Genomic DNA, 17,409 nt, shown 5'->3' on the forward strand with positions numbered 1-17,409 from the left:
TATGCAATATATTGCGACTAGCCCCGGGCTGGTGACTTCGATGGAGGATGACGATGAAGATCAGACAGGTGTTCGCGGTGGCGACCGCGAGCGTGGCGCTCACCGCGCTCAGTGCGTGCGGTGGGGCGGCCGCCGAGCCCGAGGCCGCGGCCGCCAAGCCCACCGTGGTGCTCGTACACGGCGCTTTCGCCGATTCGTCCAGCTGGAACGGGGTGGTGCAGATTCTGCGTTCCGAGGGGTACCCCGTTGTGGCGGTGGCGAATCCGCTGCGCGGTCTGCGTCCTGACGCCGACTATGTGCGCAGCGTCGTCGACCACGTCTCCGGACCTGTCGTGCTGGCAGGTCATTCCTACGGCGGGTCGGTGATGAGCGAGGCGGCCGACGGCGCGCCGAATGTGAAGGCGCTGGTGTACGTCGCCAGCTTCATCCTGGAGCCGGGGGAGAGCACCTCACAGCTGGCCGCCAGGTTCCCCGGCGCTGAGCTGGGTCCCGCGTTGGACACCGTGCCGTTCCCGCTTCCCGGCGGCGGCACCGGAAACGACCTCTACATCCGGCAGGACCAGTTCCAGAAGGTGTTCGCCGCCGACGTCGCCGAGAACCTCACCACGACGATGGCCGCGACCCAGCGGCCCATCGCCGCGACCGCGCTGGAGGATCCGGCCACCAAGGCGGCATGGAAGAGCGTCCCGTCCTGGAACCTGGTCGCGACCGGGGATCTTGCCGTGCCGGCCGAGGCCGGGCGGTTCATGGGTGAGCGCGCGAACGCACAGACCGTGGAGGTCGACGCCTCCCACGCGGTGACCGTGTCGCAGCCCGGAGCCGTCGCCGAGCTGATCGGCGCCGCGGCCGGTGCCGTCACGAGCTGACCGTCGGGCCGTCCGCGAGACGGAAGACGGGCCAACCGATCTCGGTGCGCCAGTCGGCGGACTCGGGCGTGTCGCGGGGGCCCACCGAGTAGATCTCGTGGATGGGCCCGTCGACGGCCAGCGCGTGGGTGACCACCCAGGTGCCCAGCCTGCCGTAGGTGACGTCGATGTCATCGTGTGCACCGGCGTGCACCGTGACGGCGAGGTCGGCGGGCGGCAGGTCGACCACTTCGATGCGCCCCGATGCGCGAGGACGGCGGACCTGGCGGAAGACGGTGAACAGGCCGGACCCGTGGGTGAAGAATTCGTTGTCGTAGTGCCCGCCCGGCGGCCCGGTACGTTCCTCCGGACCGAAGGCGGCATCCAACTCGGCCATCGCCGAGTCATACCAGGTCAGCGAATCTTCCTGGCTGGCAATGCCGCTGATGGCGGCGACGGTGCGGGCAGGCACGGAGCGCAACTCGACGTCGATCTCGGCCGGTTCCGGATTGAGCAGGCGCTGCAGCGACACGACGGCGGCGCGGGTCCGGTCGAGTTCGGCCTCCAGCCTGCGGAGGTGGGCCGAGATCACCTCGGTGCGCTGCCGGGGGTCGTCGGTCGACAGGATGGACTCGACCTCGGCCAGCGGCACATCGAGTTGGCGCAGCCGATGGATCACCTGTGCGGTCGGGATCTGCTCGGCCGTGTAGTAGCGGTAGCCGGTGAAGTCGTCGACCCACGCCGGCTCCAACAGGCCCGCCTGGTGATAGCGGCGCAGCGTCCGCACGCTCAGGTGGGTCAACGTGGCGAATTCGCCGATGCTCAGCCCTGGATGCATGCGAACCGCTCCTTTCCCGCGTTTCTTTGTATGGAACTTATCGAACACATCTGTGAGTAAAGGAATTTCATGACTGTCTTGAACTCGGAGTCGAATCGGTCCGAGACGACTCGGTACGACTACATCATCGTCGGCGCCGGTTCGGCGGGTTGCGTGCTGGCGGCCCGGTTGTCGGAGGACCCGGGCGTCAGGGTTCTTCTGCTGGAGTCCGGCCCCGAGGACACCAGGCCCGAGATCGCCGCGCCGCCTGTGTGGCCGGCATTGTGGGGGACCGAGGTCGACTACGCCTATGGCACGGTCCCCCAGGCGGGCACCACCGGCCTGCGGCACGACTGGCCGAGAGGCCACACTCTCGGGGGCAGCAGCAGCATCAATGCGATGGTGTTCCTGCGGGGGCACCCCAACGACTTCGACAGCTGGAACTGTCCCGGCTGGGACTACGAGTCGGTGCTGCCGTACTTCAAGCGCATGGAGACGGTCGACGGCGGTGATCGGCGCTATCGCGGCACAGACGGCCCGATGAGGCCGGCGCCGGCACATCCGGACGCGGCCAACCCGCTGTCCGAGGTGTTCCTCCGGGGTGCCGTCGCGGCCGGTTTCCCGGTCACCGACGATCCCAACGGCGCATGTGCCGAGGGCGTCGGCTGGCACGATCTGTCGATCACCGGCGGCACACGGCAGAGCGTTGCGACGGCGTATCTACACCCGGTGCGGGGCCGGCGGCCCAATCTGACCGTGCTGACCGGCGCTCGGGCACACAGACTGATCATCGACGGAAACCGTTGCACAGGAGTTGAATTCGATCGGGCGGGACGGTCCTTGTCGGCATACGCAGAGGCGGAGGTGATTGTCAGCGCGGGTGCGGTGGACTCGCCGCGACTGCTGTTGCTGTCCGGTGTCGGTCCGGCGGCCGAACTCGAAGCCGTCGGCGTCGACGTGGTCCACGACCTGCCCGGGGTAGGCCGGAATCTGCACGACCACCCGGTGTGCGGGGTGGTGTACGAAGCCGCGCAGCCGCTACCCGTCGGACAGAACAACCACGCCGAGACGTCGCTGGTGTGGCGCAGTGGTCCCTCGGTCGACGGCCCGGACATGCAGCTGATGTTCATCCACCTGCCGTTCGTCCCTCCGCACCTGTCGGCACCGGCGAACAGTTTCACGTTCGGGGTCGCGGTGATGGCGCCCGAGGCGCGCGGCTCGATCCGTCTGGCGGGGCCGCAACCGGAGCTTGCGCCGCTCATCGACCCGAACTACCTCGGCGCGGAGTCCGACGTACGGCGGATGGTCGACGGTATCGGGGTGGCCCGTGAGATCGCGGCCACCGAGCCGTTTGCCCAGTGGCGTGGCCGCGAGGTACTGCCCGGGCCCGAGGCCGCCGATCCGAAGGCGCTGCGCGCGTTCCTGGCCACCGCCACCGGCACCTATTTCCACCCGGTGGGCACCTGCATGATGGGGTCGGGCCCCGCCGCGGTGGTGGATCCCCAGTTGCGGGTGCACGGCCTCGACGGCGTGCGGGTGGTGGACGCGTCGGTGATGCCCAGGGTCGTGTCGGTCAACACCAACGCCGCGACGATCATGATCGGGGAGAAGGGCGCTGACCTGATCCGGGGCTGATATACGATACTTTGCGTGCCGGTGCCGACCGAGCGGGGAAAACACCGCCGATCGCTGTTACGCGACCAGGCCTACCTCTCGATCCGCGACGCGATCATCAACGGCACGTTGGCTCCCGGCGAGAAGTTGCGCGACCCGGACCTCGAAGAGTGGTTGGGAATCAGCAGGACGCCCATACGGGAGGCGCTGGCCCGGTTGGAGGCATCAGGTCTGGTGCACACCATTCCGGGCCGGTCCACCGTGGTCGCCTCGATAGAACGCCAGGCAGTGCTCAACGCCCAGGATGTCGCCGCGGCGATGCATGCGCTCGCGGTGCGCACCGCGGTCCCACTGATGGGCAAAGCCGAATACGACGCGATGACCCGGGCGAACAAGGCGTTTGCCGACGCGGTCTCGGCATCCGATGCCGAGGCTGCGTTGCGCAGCGACGACGCGTTCCATCAGGTGGCCGTCGAGGCGTGTCGTAACGAGGTGATCGGTCAGGTGCTCGAACAGGTGACCCCGGTGCTGCGGCGCGTGGAGTATCTGCGGTTCTCGTCGTTGTCGGGGCGCGATTCCATCGCCCAGCACAAGCAGATCATCACACTGTGCCGCAAAGGTGACGCCGAAGGCGCAGCCGCTGCGACACAACGTAATTGGCAGACGCTGTCACAGTTGGTCGATCAGTCGGAGCCGTCCGCGGAGCTCTGAGCGAAGCCGTCGCCGAACGCGATCGGCAACGTCGCCGGTCCGGTGATCCCGGTCAGCGGCTTCCATGACGACGGTCCGTCCCGCCGGATCTGCGGCATCCGCCGGGCCATCAGGGTCAGCGCCTCGGTGAGTTCGATGCGAGCCAGATGCGCGCCGAGGCAGTAGTGCATGCCCCCGCCGAAGGTCAGGATCGCCGGAGCGTCGTTCCGGGTGATGTCGAATCGTCCGGGTTCGGCGTAGACCGTGTCGTCGCGGTTGGCCGAGGCGATGTTGGCCAGCACCGGGGTGCCCGCGGGAATCGTGTAGCCGGCGAGGACGACGTCCTCGACCGCCACCCGTAGCGTCGCGAAGATGACCGGGGAGTAGCGCATCGCCTCCTCCACCGCGGCCATTGCCAGATCCGGATCTGTGGCGAGCAGTCGCCATTGCTCCGGGTGGTCGCAGAACACCTCGAGCGCGGCGGCCAGCTGGTTGCGGGTGGTGTCGGTGCCGGCCATCAGCAGGGTCGCGCCGAGGGTGAGCAGCTCGGCGTGCGTCAGCCGGTCGCCCTCGATCTCGGCGCGCATCATGTCCGACAACAGGTCGTCGGTGAGGGAGCCGCGTCGTCCGGCGACCATCTCGTCGAGGTAGGCCTCCAGTGCGCGCCATGCCCGCACGATCACCGGACCGTCCTCGACCACGTTCCAGTCGAAGACCTTGAAGATGTCTTCGGCCCAGTCGGACAACAGGTCCCAGTCCTCGCGCCGGGTCCCGAGCAGCTCGCAGATGATCGGGATCGGGTAGTGCCTGGCGACGTCCGCCACCGCGTCGCAGCGCCCGTCGCCGGCGACCCGGAACACCAGTTCGGCGATCACGTCGGCGCAGGTGTTCCGCAGACGGCCGGCGGCACGGGGGGTGAATGCCTTTGCCACGAGCCGCCTTTGACGGTGGTGCTCCTCACCGTTGAGGCTGAGCAGTCCGCGGACGACGATGTCCCACAGCTCCCCGGAGGTGACGCCCTGTGCGGCGAGCGCGAAGCCCTTCGGGATCTGGAAGCGATCGTCGCGCAGTACGGTGCGCACGGTCTCGTAGGTGAGTGCCTCGAGCCCGTGCGATCCGATCGCGATGGGCGCGCGGGCGCGGGCCGCCGCGAGGCGCCGATGGGCTTCGGCCGGGCTCTCGGCGCTCTCGTAGTCGACGGTGGGCAGATCCGCGTCGAAAATGCTCACGGCGGTGATGCCATCGATGCTCATCGATAACCCTCTCGGTCCGGTGGTGCCGATACCGTCCGACGCTAGGGTCGGTGGGCGCAGGCGTCGTGGGTGGTCGACTACCTGTTTGGGGGAGGGCTCCGACGGTAGGACTACGTACGGGTCGTTTCGTGCGCAGCTTCCCGCTTCCGCCCAGATTGCATCTGAGGTGGAAAAAAGCACGTGCGGACCGCGTGGAATGCGGTTTCGGCGGGGACGGGCGGGGGCTTCAACTGTTTGTAGAGACGACTTCAACTTTTTGTTGTAGTTTTGCGGGCATCACACCTGGAGGCCAAATGAGATCACCGTCAACACGTCGTCTTCGACTCACCGTGCTGCTCTCGGGGGTCCTCGCCGTCGGGCTCACCGCGTGCGGGGGATCCCAGACCGGCGCCGGGCAACCCGAGGCGACCGAAGGGCAGGCGGCGATCCCGGACAACGCGGCACTGATCGCCGAGATCCAACCCGACCCCGAACTGTCGGCGGCGCTCCCGCCGGCGATCGCCGAGTCGAAGACGGTGAACCTCGGCTCGAACATCCAGTCGGCGCCGAACAACTTCTACGCCGGCGACGGCACCACCCCGATCGGTTACGAGGTCGATCTCGCCAAGGCCATCGGGTCCAAGCTCGGCGTGGAGATGGCCTACCAGGACATGGCATTCGGCTCGCTGATCACCAGCCTGCAGTCCGGCCGCATCGACATGACGATGGCCGCGATGAACGACACCAAAGAGCGTCAGCAGCAGATCGACTTCGTCGACTACTTCTCCTCGGGCATCACGATCATGGTGCAGAAGGGCAATCCGGAGGGCATCACCGGTCCGGACACACTGTGCGGCAAGAACATCGCCGTCGTGCAGGGCACCAGCCACCAGAAGTTCGCCACCGCCCAGAGCGAGAAATGCGTGCAGGCCGGCGAGCCCGCGATCAACGTCACGGCGACCGACAGCGACACGCAGAACCAGAACCAGCTCCGCACAGGCCGGGTCGCGGCGATTCTCAACGACCTGCCCAGTGCGGTCTACATCTCCAGGACCGCCAACGACGGAAACGCGTTCGACGTGGTTCCCGGGCCGCCGATCGAGGGCGGTCCGTACGGCATCGGGTTCGCGAAAACCAACACCGCACTGCGTGATTCGGTCAACCAGGCACTGAGTTCGCTGATCGAGGACGGTACCTATCTGAAGATCCTGCAGAGCTGGGGTGTCGAGCAGGGCGCGCTGACCCAGACGGCGATCAATGGCGGTTGAGCCGCTGCCCATCGTCCGGCTCCGGCACTGGGGACGGTGGCTCAGCGCGGGCATCATCGTCGGCCTGCTCGCGCTGGTCCTCGTCACGCTGACGCGCGCACAGATCGACTGGGCGTCCGTGCCGGACTTCGTCGTCTACCGGGTGATGCTCGTCGGCCTGGTCAACACGGTGCTGCTCGCAGTCATCGCGCAGGCGGTGGCCATCGTCCTGGGCATCGTGATCGCGCTGATGCGGCGCAGTGCCAACCCGGTCTCCCGATGGTTCGCCGGCGGCTACATCTGGTTGTTCCGCGGTCTGCCGGTGCTGCTGCAGATCCTGATCTGGTACAACCTGGCGCTGGTGATCCCGCAGATCTCGATTCCGCTGCCGTTCGGCGGATACCTCGTCGACGAACCGACCAACGTGCTGGTGAGTGCGTTCACCGCGGCACTGCTCGGGCTGGCGCTCAACGAGAGCGCCTACATGGCCGAGATCGTGCGCGCCGGTTTGAACAGTGTGGACTCCGGGCAGGTCGAGGCCGCGAAGTCCATCGGCATGGGCCCGGCGATGACGTTGCGCAGAGTGGTGCTGCCCCAGGCGATGCGGGTGATCATCCCGCCGACCGGCAACGACTTCGTCGACATGCTCAAGGGCACGTCGATCGCGTCGGTGATCGGGGTGACCGAGCTGCTGCACGCGGCCAACAACATCTCCTCGCACAACCTGCTGGTGATGGAGACGCTTTTCGCCGCCGCGGTCTGGTACATGGTGGTGGTGACGATCGCCAGTGTCGGCCAGCACTATCTGGAGCGCACGTTCGGGGGAAGTGAGCGCAGTGCCGCCGCGCAGGCGGGCCGGGCGCTGCGCGCCATCCCGCTGATGAGGAGCGCCCGTGTCTGAACCGCTGCTGCAGGCCCTCGGCGTCCGGAAGAGCTACGGACACACCGAGGTACTGAAGGGAATCGATCTGCAGGTGCACCGCGGCCAGGTGGTGTGTCTGCTCGGTCCGTCGGGGGCGGGCAAGAGCACGTTCCTGCGCTGCCTCAACCACCTGGAGACCATCGACGCCGGTCAGGTCTGGGTCGACGGGAAGCCGATCGGCTTCGAGTTGCGCAACGGCAAGCTCTACGAGCTTCGCGAACGCGACGTCGCCAGGCAGCGACGCGACATCGGCATGGTATTCCAGCGATTCAACCTCTTCGGCCACCGCACCGCGCTGGAGAACGTCATCGAGGGCCCCATCCGCGTTCTCGGCGTTCCGCCGGACACCGCGCGCAAGGACGGCCTCGAACTGCTCGACCGGGTCGGCCTGGCCCCACGCGCCGACGCCTATCCGGCGCAGCTGTCCGGTGGTCAGCAACAACGCGTCGCGATCGCGCGCTCGCTGGCCATGAAACCCAAACTGATGCTGTTCGACGAGCCCACCTCGGCGTTGGACCCGGAGCTCGTCGGCGAGGTGCTCGCGGTGATGAACACCTTGGTCGACGAAGGAATGACCATGGTCGTGGTGACCCACGAGATCGGGTTCGCCGCCGAGGCCGCCGACGAGATCGTCTTCATGGCCGACGGTTCGGTGGTCGAAACCGGGCCCCCGGAGCGCGTTCTGAAGGATCCCGAGCATGAGCGCACGCGACAGTTCCTGGCCCGGGTGCTTGCGTGAAGCCTCTTTCCCCGCGTTACCGGCTGCAGTTCTCCGAGCCGGAGGGCTATCTGGACTTCGCCCGCTTCGGCCCGCCGTCGCATGCCGTGCTGGACACCACCGCCCGGCTGCTGGAGAAGGCCACCCAGGCCGGTCCCTCCACCGTGGACGAACTCATGCGCGAAGAGACCCGCGCCAAGGCGGTCGCAGCCCGGTTGTGCCGCAGCGACATCGACCACATCGTGTTGCAGCCGCACACCAGTCTCGGGCTGATGCAGGCGGCGTTCAACGCCCCGGGCGGCACCGCGCTGGTCTCGGCCGCGGAGTTCCCCGCCAACACCTACCCGTGGGCCCGCGCCGAACAGGCGGGCCGGCTGACCGTGCGGGCGCTGCCGGAAGGCCACGTCACCGCGGACCGGGTGGCCGCCGCGTTGAGCGAGGACGTGACCGTGGTGTCGGTCAGTGCGGTCGATTTCCGCACCGGCTACCGGGCCGACCTGGCCGCGCTGCGCGACGTGGTCGGAGACCGGCTGCTGGTCGTCGACGGCATCCAGGGTTTCGGGGTGGTCGAGGAGCCCTGGGAGATCGCCGACATCCTGGTCGTCGGCGGGCAGAAGTGGCTGCGGGCGGGGTGGGGCACCGGGTTCGCGATGCTGTCCGACCGGGCGCTGGAGCGGATGGATCCGGTGCTCTCGGGCTGGACCGGTGCCCGTGATCCCGGCCTGTTCGACAACACGATCCATCCGCCCGACCGGACCGCGGCAGCCTGGTCGATCTCGAATCTGAGCCCGGTGACCTCCGGGGCGTTCGCCGCGGCCCTGGAGTTGGTGGAGGACACCGGTGTCGGCGCGATCGCCGCCACCATCGCAGAGCGCGTCGACGCACTGGAAGAGGTCCTGCTCTCGTGCGGGGCGCGGATCGTCTCCGAACGTGGCCGGCGTGCCGGGATTCTCGCGTTCGCGCTGCCCGACTGTCCGGCCGAGCAGACGGGGACCGCGCTGAGTGCCGCCGGAATCGCGGCCACCGTGCGGCCCGACCACATCCGGCTCTCCCCGCACGCGTCGACGTCCCCGGACGTCGCCGAACGGCTCCGGGCGGCGCTGAGGTCACTGGCCGCCCCGGGCAGGGCGGATTCGAGGCCGGCCCCGGCCGCGACGGGCGCCGCCACCCATGACGTGCTGGCGTCGTTGATCCCGGCCGTGCACGGATTGGCCGCGATGCTGGGCCCTGGCAACGAGGTGCTGCTGCACGACTTCTCGCGGTTGCCCGACTCGATCGCCGCGATCGCCGGCGATCTGACCCACCGCACCGTCGGCGGACCGATGACCGACCTCTTACTCGGCCTGATCCGGCGGGGGACCACCCAGGACCTCATCAACTACCGGACGAACAACCCCGACGGGCGCCCCATCCGTTCGTCGACCCTGTTCCTGCGCGACGCCGACGGGGTCGCCATCGGTTGCCTGTGCGTGAACAGCGAGCTATCGGAGGCGATTTCGGAGGACGTCCGACGCCGCGACGAGAGCTTCCCGCCGGACGTCGACAGCCTGCAGCGATTCCTGGTGGACCGGGCGATCGCGAAGGTCGGTGTGCAGCCGTCCGAGATGAAGAAGCAGCAGAAGGCCGCCGTGGTCCGTGAACTCGACGAGGCGGGGTTCTTCCTGATCCGGGATTCGGTCGACCACGTCGCCGGCCGACTCGACGTGACCCGGTACACGATCTACAACTACCTCAACGAGATTCGGGGCTGACCTCGGGGACGGGCAGGATGCCCTCGGGGTCGATCAGGGCGACCTGGTGACCGTCGAGGGTGAGCCGGCGGACGATCTCCAGCAGCATCCGACGGCCGACGTCGTCGATCGAGTACACCATCGTGAGATCCAGTGCCACCCGGTTCTCTGTGGGCGCGGTGTCGGTGACCTCGCGCACCACCCGCTCGGCGCCGGCGAAGCGAATCCCGCCCTGCAGTTCGATGACCCGGACCGCGTCGGGTCCCGCACCGGCGACGTGATTGGACCGCACGACCGCGCGGCCGGCGGCCGGAACCTCCATCACGTGCAGACCCATGTCGGACGAGAACCGGCCGAACAGGCCCACTCCGCGGACGCTGTTCCCGTGGGCGTCCAAACGTGGTGAGAACGTGGCGATCCCGAGCTGTCCGGGAAGCGCGCCGATCAGACCCCCGGCCACACCGCTCTTGGCCGGGATACCGACCTGGGTCGCCCAGTCGCCGGCGGCGTCATACATTCCGCAGGTGGACATCACACTGAGCACCTGGCGCACCACGGGCTCGGGCACCACGCGTTCACCGGAGAGCGGATTGACTCCGTGGTTCGCCAGCGTCGCGGCCATCACCGCCAGGTCGAGCGTCGTGACGAGCAGGGAGCACTGGCGGGTGTAGCCCTCGACGACGGTGGCGGGGTCCTCGGTGAGCACGCCGTAGCTGCGGAGCATGTGGGCGATGGCCAGGTTGCGGTGGGCGTGCTCCATCTCCGAGGCGCACACCGATTCATCGACTGTCAGGCGGCGGCCGGCGAACGCCGAAAGGCCGTCCACCACACGCTGCAACCGTTCCGCCGCGTCCAGCCCCACGGGCCCGGCGAGTGAGTGCGTGGTGATGGCGCCTGCGTTGATCATCGGGTTGAGCGGACGCCCGGAGCCGCCTTCGAGCGAGATCTCGTTGAAGGCCTCACCGGACGGTTCGACGCCGACCTTGGCCAGCACCGGGTCGAAGCCGCGATCGGCGAGCGCCAGTGCGTAGGCGAACGGCTTGGAGATCGATTGGATCGTGAACTCGATATTGACGTCTCCGGCGCCGTAGACCGCTCCGTCGACCATCGCGAAGGCGGCGCCGAGCCGCTCGGGGTCCGCCGTCGCCAGTTCGGGAATGTAGTCCGCCGGTGCCCCCGAGGTGTCCGACGCGATGTCGCCGAGTGTTTCGGTCAGGTAGTCAGGAATCGGTGACCGCATGCCCCTCCTCACGCACAGTGCGGCTGACGAGGGCGAGGTCGGCTTTCGTCGGCCGGCGGAATCGGCCGCCGTCGGCGAGGAACTCACCGCCGTGCCTCTTCAGGTGGCGGGCGAACAGCGGGCACACCGGGACGACGGTGAGGTTCTTGCCGATGCTGTCGGCCAGCGCCGCGCGCAGCAGCAGACCCGCCAGACCCCGCCCGCTGAACTCCTCGTCGACCTCGGTGTGGAAGAAGATGCGCTCACCGGCCGTGTCGGGGGGATCGACGAATTCAGCACGGCCGGGCCGTGTTCCGTCGGCCAGGCGTAGGACGTAAGCGCTGACCGGTGGTGATTCGTCGAGGTCCACCGTCACCTGTGCACCGGTGCTGTCGGTCGATTGTCGGGTCATCGCTTCAACTCCTCTTCGTTGATCGGGCCCCACATGTTGATCGTGGCGATGTCGACTTCCCAGGTGCGCGGATACTGCGGATACTGCTCGTGCCAGGGACGGGGCTCGAAGTAACCCTTGGACTCGTCGTGGATGACGTCGAGTTGGGTGAACAGTTCGACGGTGTTGCCGTCGGGGTCCCGGTGGTAGGTGAACAGATTGTGGCCCGGACCGTGACGGCCCGGCCCCCAGTGCAACCGGAAGTCGTTCTTCGCCAGATGGTCGACCATGGCGATCAGATGATTGGGATCGCGCATCTCGTAGGCGATGTGGTGCATGCCCGTCCTGGCGGTGCTGCGCAGGAAGTTGGCGGCGTGGTGGTCGGCGTTGCACCGCAGGAAAACGAAGAAGTCGCCGATGGTGTCCGACCATCTGAAGCCCAGCAGGTCCTGATAGAAGCTCTGCAGTTGTTCGAGTTCGGCAGTGAACGCGGCGACGTGACCGAGCTTGGCCGGACGCAGGATCGACCGTCCGTCGACACCGCTGGGTGACTGGCTCTCGAACAGATGTAGTTCGGCGCCGGTGGAGGGTTCACTCATGACGACCACATCCGGAGTTCCCGGCGCGACGTCGGATCGGCGCTCGGTCTGGTAGCCGGCGTCGTGCAGCCGGCGGTGGGCGTCGGCGACCGAACCCCACACCTCGTAGCCGACCGCCGACCGCGCGCGGGCCTGTTCGGCCTTGCGGAGGATGACGCAGTGGTGATCGGCGCCGGTGGTCAGATACGCGTAGTCGTCGGCCTGTTCGACGACTTCGAAGTCGAGGACCTCGGTGTAGTACCACGTCATCCGCTGCACGTCGGGCGTGTCGAACGTGACGTAGCCGAGTTTGGACACCGGAGCTGCGGGTTCGGCCGCGGAGTTCGCGGGCGGTGTTTCAGCGCTCATTTCGGTGCCTTTCTCGCCACGGCAGGGTCATGACGGGGGTTCGGTGAGCAGCGCGACACGACCAACCCCGGCGTCGGATTCGACGTACTCGTGCGCGCGGGAGGCCTCCGACATCGCGAAGGTGCGGTCAACGACGCTGCGGAAACCTGCGGCGGCCTCCTTCCACACCCGGTCGGCCGCGGCCAGGTTGCCGGTGCGGACACCGATGACCCGCTGCCCGAGCGTGTAGAGCCGCTGCAGGTCCACGGGGACGGTCCGGCCGATGAACGCGCCCGAGGACACCATGGCGCCGCCGATGGCGAGGGCGTCCATTCCGTTGGCCCACACGCGCGGGTCGCCGAGGTTGTCGATGACGAGGTCGGCGCCGTGGCCGTCGAATGCGGCGCGGGCGTCGGCGGCGAAGGTCGGGGAGGCCCCCTCGAGAACGGTGTCGAAACCGAGTGCCCGCAGCCTGGCGCGCTTGTGTTCACTGCGTGAGGTGACGATCACCCGTGCGCCGAGATGGCGCGCCAGCAGTGCGGTGGTGGATCCCAGCGCCGAGGAGGCTCCCTGGACGATCACCCGGTGCCCGGGTTCGAGTCCCGCCCTGGTGAACTGGTTCATCGCCACCGCGCCGGCAAGTGCAAGCGCGACCGCGTCGGCTGGGCTGATGTCATCGGGCACGGCCGACACATTGGTGGCGGGTACCGCGATGTAGTCGCAGTAGGCGCCGGGCAGGTGGGTGCCGATGATCCGGCCGGTCGGCGACAACTCGGGGTGGCCCGCGGCGACGAACGGGCAGGCGGGGTCGGTGACGAGCGGAAACGTCGCCACCCGGTCGCCGGGTGCCACCCCGGTCACGGTGTCTCCCACCGCCGCGACCACACCCACATGTTCGGCGCCCAGCACGTGCGGGAACGTGTACTTCGCATACGGGTGGCGGCCGGACCGCGCCACGACGTCGAGAAGCCGCCCGACGCTCACGGCGGCGACACGGAGCAGAACCTCACCGGGACCTGGCCTGGGGGTGGGTATTTCGTCGACGCGCAGCACGTCGGGACCGCCGAATTCGTGGAAGGTGACCGCCCGCATCGTCGCGGGTATCGACGCCGCCGGCGTGGGCCAGCCCGGGACCGCAGTGTCTGCCGCGGGCCTCACTTGGCGACCACCTTGTTCGAGATGCGCCCGACGCCTTCGATTTCCACGGTGATCACGTCGTCGGGGCGCAGAAAGTCATTGCGCGGCATGCCGACGCCGGCGGGAGTTCCGGTGAGGAGGACATCACCAGGCTCCAGGGTCATCACGCGGCTGGCGGCAGCGACGAGGCCGTTGACGGACACCACCATCTGCGCGGTGGTGGAGTCTTGTTTGACGTGGCCGTTGACGTCGAGACGGATCTTGAGCGACTGGGGATCGGGGACGAGCCAGGCGGGAACCAGGCCTGGGCCGAGCGGGCAGAATCCGTCCTGGCTCTTGTGGGCGAGCCAGTCCCATTCGAACGGCGCGGCCACCGCGTTGCTTCGGTGGAAGGACCCACGGTCTGAGATGTCGTTGGCCACAGCGTATCCGGCGATCACGTCGACCGCGTCGGCGATGTCGACGTCGCGGCACCGGTTGCCGATCACCACGGCCAGCTCCGCTTCCCAATCAACCTGCGAGCGCGCGTCGTCGAAAACCGCGACCGTGGCGCTCGGACCGATGATCGTGGTGGTCGGCGCCTTGAGGAAGAAGAACGGATCGGCCGATGCATCCGGTCGATCGACCCCCATCTCGTCGGCATGATCGTAGTAGTTCGCGCCTGCGCAGATCACCTTACCGGGATAGGTCAGCGGCGGCACCAGATCCCCGTCGACGGGGGTCAGGGCGCCCAGATCGATTGTGCGCAGGGCTTCGGACCAGTGGTCCCACTCGTGAAGCAGTTCCATGACGGTGCGGTCGGCCAGGGTGCGCGGCGCGGCCAGGAGGGCACCGTCGGCGAGGATTCCGGTCGCGACACCGCGTGCGGTGCGGTACTGCGCGAGTGCCCAGACGGCGTCGGCCATGCGGTGGTTCTCCCTGCGTCGTTGCCCTCGACCTTACGATGCGATTCACGATAAAACAATAAATATCGATATTACGTTGACAGATCGACGGAATGCTGTTTGGCTGGCCGCACCGACACCGGCTGTGGAGAACCGCGGTGTGCCGCTCCGTCCGCTGAATGGGTTTGGACGACAACTGCAGTGGCGGTTCACGTGGTCCCGGGTGTGGGCTGATCGCGCAATCACTGAAGGAGAATTCCCATGCCCAACACCGGTCTCGACGCCCTACTGCGTCCGCAGGACAGCATCGTCGTGCTGATCGACCACCAGCCCTACCAGTTCACCAACCTCAACAGCCATGACCCGGCGGTGATCGTAAACAACGTGGTGGGACTGGCGAAGGGGGCGAAAGCCTTTGACGTGCCGACGATTCTGACCACCGTGCTCGAGGAGCGCGGCGGCTACCTGATCAAGCAACTGCAGGATGTCTTCCCCGACCAGAAGCCGATCGACCGGACCTTCATCAACACCTGGGAGGACGAGAAGGTCGTCGACATCGTCAAGGCGAGCGGCCGCAAGCAGCTCATTCTCGCCGCGCTGTGGACCGAGGTGTGTCTGGCGATGCCGACGATCCAGGCCCTCGCCGAGGGCTACGACGTCTTCATCGTCACCGACGCCTCCGGCGGCGTGTCCGCCGAATCCCACGACATGGCGGTGCGACGCATGGTCGCCGCAGGCGCGGTCCCGATCACCTGGCTCGCGGTGCTGTCGGAGTGGCAACGGGACTGGGCGCGTGAGGAGACCGCGGCCGGCTTCACCGACGTCATCCTGGAGCACGGCGGCGGCAGCGGCATCGCCTACGCGTGGGAGACGCAGCTTCTCACTGCCCGCGACCGCGCGGACGTCTGAGTGTCCGACATTTCGGCGCCGATCCGTATCGGGTACTGCATGCCGCTGACCGGCCCGGTGGCCGGCAACGCCCGGTCGGCGCGGCTTGCCCATGACATCTGGTTGGCGGACGTCAACCGCGGCGGCGGGCTGCTGGGCCGCCCCGTGGAACTGCTCTGCTACGACGACCAGGGCGACGCCTCACAGGTTCCCGGGCTCTACCGGCGTCTGCTCGACGACGACGGCGTCGATCTCGTCATCGGCGGGTACGGCACCAACACGTTGCTTCCGGCGATGCCGGTGATCATGGAGCGACAGCGCTTCTTCGTCGGCTTGATGGGACTGGGGGTCAACAACGAACTCGGCTACCCGAACTACTTCGCGATGATCCCCACCGGACCCGATCCCAATGCCGCACTCACCGAAGGGTTCTTCGCCCTCGCCGCCGAACAGCAGGCGCGGACGACCACCGCAGCGCTGCTGTCCGCCGACGCCGAGTTCTCGCGTAACCCCGTGCTCGGCGCCAGGGCCAACGCGCAGAAGTACGGCATCGAGATCGTGCACGAGGCCACGTATCCATTGGACACCGAGGATTTCGGGCCCGTCCTCGATGCTGTCGCGGACAGCCGTTGCGACGTCCTGTTCCTCTGCTCCTACCTCGACGACTCGATCCGGCTGGTGCGCGCCATCAGCGCCCACCGGTTCCGCCCGAAGATGGTCGGGGGCGCGATGATCGGCCCGCAGAACGCCGAAGTGCGCGCCGCGCTGGGGCCGCTGCTCAACGGGTTCGTCAACTACGAGTACTGGGTGCCCGGACCCGCCATGACGTTCCCCGGTGTCGAGAAGATGCTCGCCACCTACCAGAATCGCGCCACCGACGCCGGCGTCGACGTCCTGGGGCACTACATGGCGCCGCCGGCGTACGCGCAGATGCAGGTGCTCGCCCGGGCCGTCGAAGCGACCGGAGGCATCGACGACGCCGCTCTCTCCGAGTACGCGCGAGCCGCGACCTTTCACACCGTGATGGGCGACGTCAGGTTCGGCGCCAACGGGGAGTGGGCGCAGCCGAGGGTCCTGCAGGTCCAGTTCCGGGGCATCTCCGGCCACGACGCCGCCCAGTTCCGTGACGGCTCCCGGCAGGTGGTGGTGGCGCCGCGCAATGTCAGTTCCGGCGACCTCGACTTCCCTTACGCTGAAGCCGTCCCATCGAAAGGCTGACATGACCCTTTCCACACCGGGCGGCGGATGGCCGTCCCTGCGCGTTGACGAGTGGGAGTCGACGCGCAGATCGTTGCACATGTGGACCCAGATCGTGGGCAAGGTGCGGCTGGCGCATGCGCCGCTGCTGAACCACTGGTGGCAGGTACCGCTGTACGTCTCGCCGCGAGGGTTGACCACGTCGGCCATCCCGGTGGGCACCCGGCTTTTCGACATGGAGTTCGACTTCCTGGACCACACACTGTCGGTGCGGGTGAGCGACGGCGGCTCCGACCGTGTGGACCTACGCGACCGATCCGTGGCGCAGTTCCACGACGAGACGTTGGCTTTGCTCGACCGCCTGGGCGTCGCGACGCGAATCACCAAGCGGCCCAATGAGGTTGATCCTGCGATTCCGTTCGCCGAGGACGAGCACGTCGGCTACGATCCCGCCGCAGCCCACGCGTTCTGGCAGCAACTCGTGCAGGCCGACCGGGTGATCGGGCAGTTCCGTTCCCGGTTCGCCGGCAAAGTCAGTCCGGTGCACTTCTTCTGGGGATCCTTCGATCTGGCCTGCAGTCGGTTCTCCGGCCGGCCCGCGCCCCGCCATCCCGGAGGCGCACCGAACTGTGCCGACTGGGTGATGGTCGAGGGCTATTCCCACGAGCTGAGCAGTTGCGGGTTCTGGCCGGGAGGTGGGGACGAAGGGGCGTTCTACTCCTACGCGTACCCCGAACCGGAAGGCTACGCCGACTTCGCCGGCCGTCCCGAGGGTGTCTTCTACCACCAGGAGTTGCGCCAGTACCTTCTTCCGTACGAAACAGCCCGGGCGGCAGAGGATCCGGATCAGTGTGTGCTGGACTTCCTTGAGTTCACCTACGGTGCGGCCGCGGAGCTGGCGGGATGGGACCGTGAGGCGCTGGAGGTCGACCCCGGCCGCCGCGCCGGTTGA

General features: G+C 67.8%; 17 protein-coding genes. 10 read left to right on the forward strand and 7 right to left on the reverse strand.

Annotated features, from left to right (window positions below):
- Positions 1-53: 53 nt before the first annotated feature.
- A complete protein-coding gene (locus MVA01S_RS05025) occupies positions 54-866 on the forward strand; it encodes an alpha/beta fold hydrolase (RefSeq protein ID WP_003933027.1) in 813 nt (270 codons plus the stop codon).
- On the opposite strand, the gene MVA01S_RS05030 is transcribed toward MVA01S_RS05025, so the two are convergent.
- Positions 856-1,683, reverse strand: coding sequence for a MerR family transcriptional regulator (locus MVA01S_RS05030; protein WP_003933026.1), 828 nt, complete (start codon positions 1,681-1,683; stop codon positions 856-858). The two genes, MVA01S_RS05025 and MVA01S_RS05030, sit on opposite strands and share 11 nt — an antisense overlap.
- A gap of 69 nt (positions 1,684-1,752) precedes the next feature.
- Here MVA01S_RS05030 and MVA01S_RS05035 point away from each other — a divergent pair, with 69 nt between their 5' ends.
- Together MVA01S_RS05035 and MVA01S_RS05040 are read left to right on the forward strand one after the other, a co-directional pair.
- Positions 1,753-3,297, forward strand: coding sequence for a GMC family oxidoreductase (locus MVA01S_RS05035; RefSeq protein ID WP_003933025.1), 1,545 nt, complete (start codon positions 1,753-1,755; stop codon positions 3,295-3,297).
- 15 nt (positions 3,298-3,312) lie between these two features.
- A complete protein-coding gene (locus tag MVA01S_RS05040) occupies positions 3,313-3,987 on the forward strand; it encodes a GntR family transcriptional regulator (protein ID WP_003933024.1) in 675 nt (224 codons plus the stop codon).
- Here the strand turns inward: MVA01S_RS05040 and MVA01S_RS05045 are convergent.
- The gene (locus MVA01S_RS05045) at positions 3,960-5,219 is read right to left on the reverse strand and encodes a cytochrome P450 (protein ID WP_003933023.1); all 1,260 of its coding nucleotides are present in this window, start codon (positions 5,217-5,219) and stop codon (positions 3,960-3,962) included. The genes MVA01S_RS05040 and MVA01S_RS05045 overlap by 28 nt on opposite strands.
- 293 nt (positions 5,220-5,512) lie before the next feature.
- Between MVA01S_RS05045 and MVA01S_RS05050 the strand changes: the two genes are divergently transcribed.
- Genes MVA01S_RS05050 through MVA01S_RS05065 form a run of 4 tightly spaced genes read left to right on the forward strand, consistent with a single transcriptional unit; the run spans position 5,513 to position 9,836 of the window.
- Positions 5,513-6,466 (forward strand): ABC transporter substrate-binding protein, encoded by a 954-nt coding sequence (locus tag MVA01S_RS05050; protein ID WP_051015379.1) that lies wholly within the window; start codon positions 5,513-5,515, stop codon positions 6,464-6,466.
- Entirely contained in the window at positions 6,456-7,346 is an 891-nt protein-coding gene (locus MVA01S_RS05055) for an amino acid ABC transporter permease (protein WP_003933021.1), read from the forward strand. Before MVA01S_RS05050 ends, MVA01S_RS05055 begins: the two co-directional genes overlap by 11 nt.
- Positions 7,339-8,106, forward strand: a complete 768-nt coding sequence (locus tag MVA01S_RS05060; protein ID WP_003933020.1) for an amino acid ABC transporter ATP-binding protein — start codon at positions 7,339-7,341, stop codon at positions 8,104-8,106. Before MVA01S_RS05055 ends, MVA01S_RS05060 begins: the two co-directional genes overlap by 8 nt.
- Positions 8,103-9,836 (forward strand): aminotransferase class V-fold PLP-dependent enzyme, encoded by a 1,734-nt coding sequence (locus MVA01S_RS05065; RefSeq protein WP_003933019.1) that lies wholly within the window; start codon positions 8,103-8,105, stop codon positions 9,834-9,836. Before MVA01S_RS05060 ends, MVA01S_RS05065 begins: the two co-directional genes overlap by 4 nt.
- Here MVA01S_RS05065 and MVA01S_RS05070 read toward each other — a convergent pair.
- The 5 genes from MVA01S_RS05070 to MVA01S_RS05090 are packed head-to-tail and all read right to left on the reverse strand — an operon-like array spanning position 9,817 to position 14,393.
- Positions 9,817-11,055 carry a glutaminase gene (locus MVA01S_RS05070; RefSeq protein ID WP_003933018.1) on the reverse strand — a complete coding sequence of 413 codons (1,239 nt, stop codon included), beginning with the start codon at positions 11,053-11,055 and terminating at the stop codon, positions 9,817-9,819. The two genes, MVA01S_RS05065 and MVA01S_RS05070, sit on opposite strands and share 20 nt — an antisense overlap.
- Positions 11,036-11,446: an N-acetyltransferase gene (locus MVA01S_RS05075; protein WP_003933017.1), complete on the reverse strand. Its 411-nt coding sequence runs from the start codon at positions 11,444-11,446 to the stop codon at positions 11,036-11,038. Before MVA01S_RS05075 ends, MVA01S_RS05070 begins: the two co-directional genes overlap by 20 nt.
- Positions 11,443-12,372: a VOC family protein gene (locus tag MVA01S_RS05080; protein ID WP_003933016.1), complete on the reverse strand. Its 930-nt coding sequence runs from the start codon at positions 12,370-12,372 to the stop codon at positions 11,443-11,445. Before MVA01S_RS05080 ends, MVA01S_RS05075 begins: the two co-directional genes overlap by 4 nt.
- Positions 12,373-12,399: 27 nt before the next feature.
- Positions 12,400-13,509 (reverse strand): zinc-binding dehydrogenase, encoded by a 1,110-nt coding sequence (locus tag MVA01S_RS05085; RefSeq protein WP_204249568.1) that lies wholly within the window; start codon positions 13,507-13,509, stop codon positions 12,400-12,402.
- Positions 13,506-14,393, reverse strand: coding sequence for a fumarylacetoacetate hydrolase family protein (locus MVA01S_RS05090; RefSeq protein WP_003933014.1), 888 nt, complete (start codon positions 14,391-14,393; stop codon positions 13,506-13,508). The genes MVA01S_RS05085 and MVA01S_RS05090 overlap by 4 nt, the downstream gene beginning before the upstream one ends.
- A gap of 240 nt (positions 14,394-14,633) precedes the next feature.
- Between MVA01S_RS05090 and MVA01S_RS05095 the strand changes: the two genes are divergently transcribed.
- The 3 genes from MVA01S_RS05095 to MVA01S_RS05105 are packed head-to-tail and all read left to right on the forward strand — an operon-like array spanning position 14,634 to position 17,409.
- Entirely contained in the window at positions 14,634-15,281 is a 648-nt protein-coding gene (locus tag MVA01S_RS05095) for a hydrolase (protein ID WP_003933013.1), read from the forward strand.
- The gene (locus MVA01S_RS05100) at positions 15,282-16,478 is read left to right on the forward strand and encodes an amino acid ABC transporter substrate-binding protein (protein WP_003933012.1); all 1,197 of its coding nucleotides are present in this window, start codon (positions 15,282-15,284) and stop codon (positions 16,476-16,478) included.
- Position 16,479: 1 nt separating this feature from the next.
- Positions 16,480-17,409 (forward strand): DUF5996 family protein, encoded by a 930-nt coding sequence (locus tag MVA01S_RS05105; protein WP_040542902.1) that lies wholly within the window; start codon positions 16,480-16,482, stop codon positions 17,407-17,409.

This window comes from Mycolicibacterium vaccae NBRC 14118 = CIP 105934, from assembly GCF_001552715.1.
Taxonomy (GTDB): Bacteria; Actinomycetota; Actinomycetes; order Mycobacteriales; family Mycobacteriaceae; genus Mycobacterium; species Mycobacterium vaccae.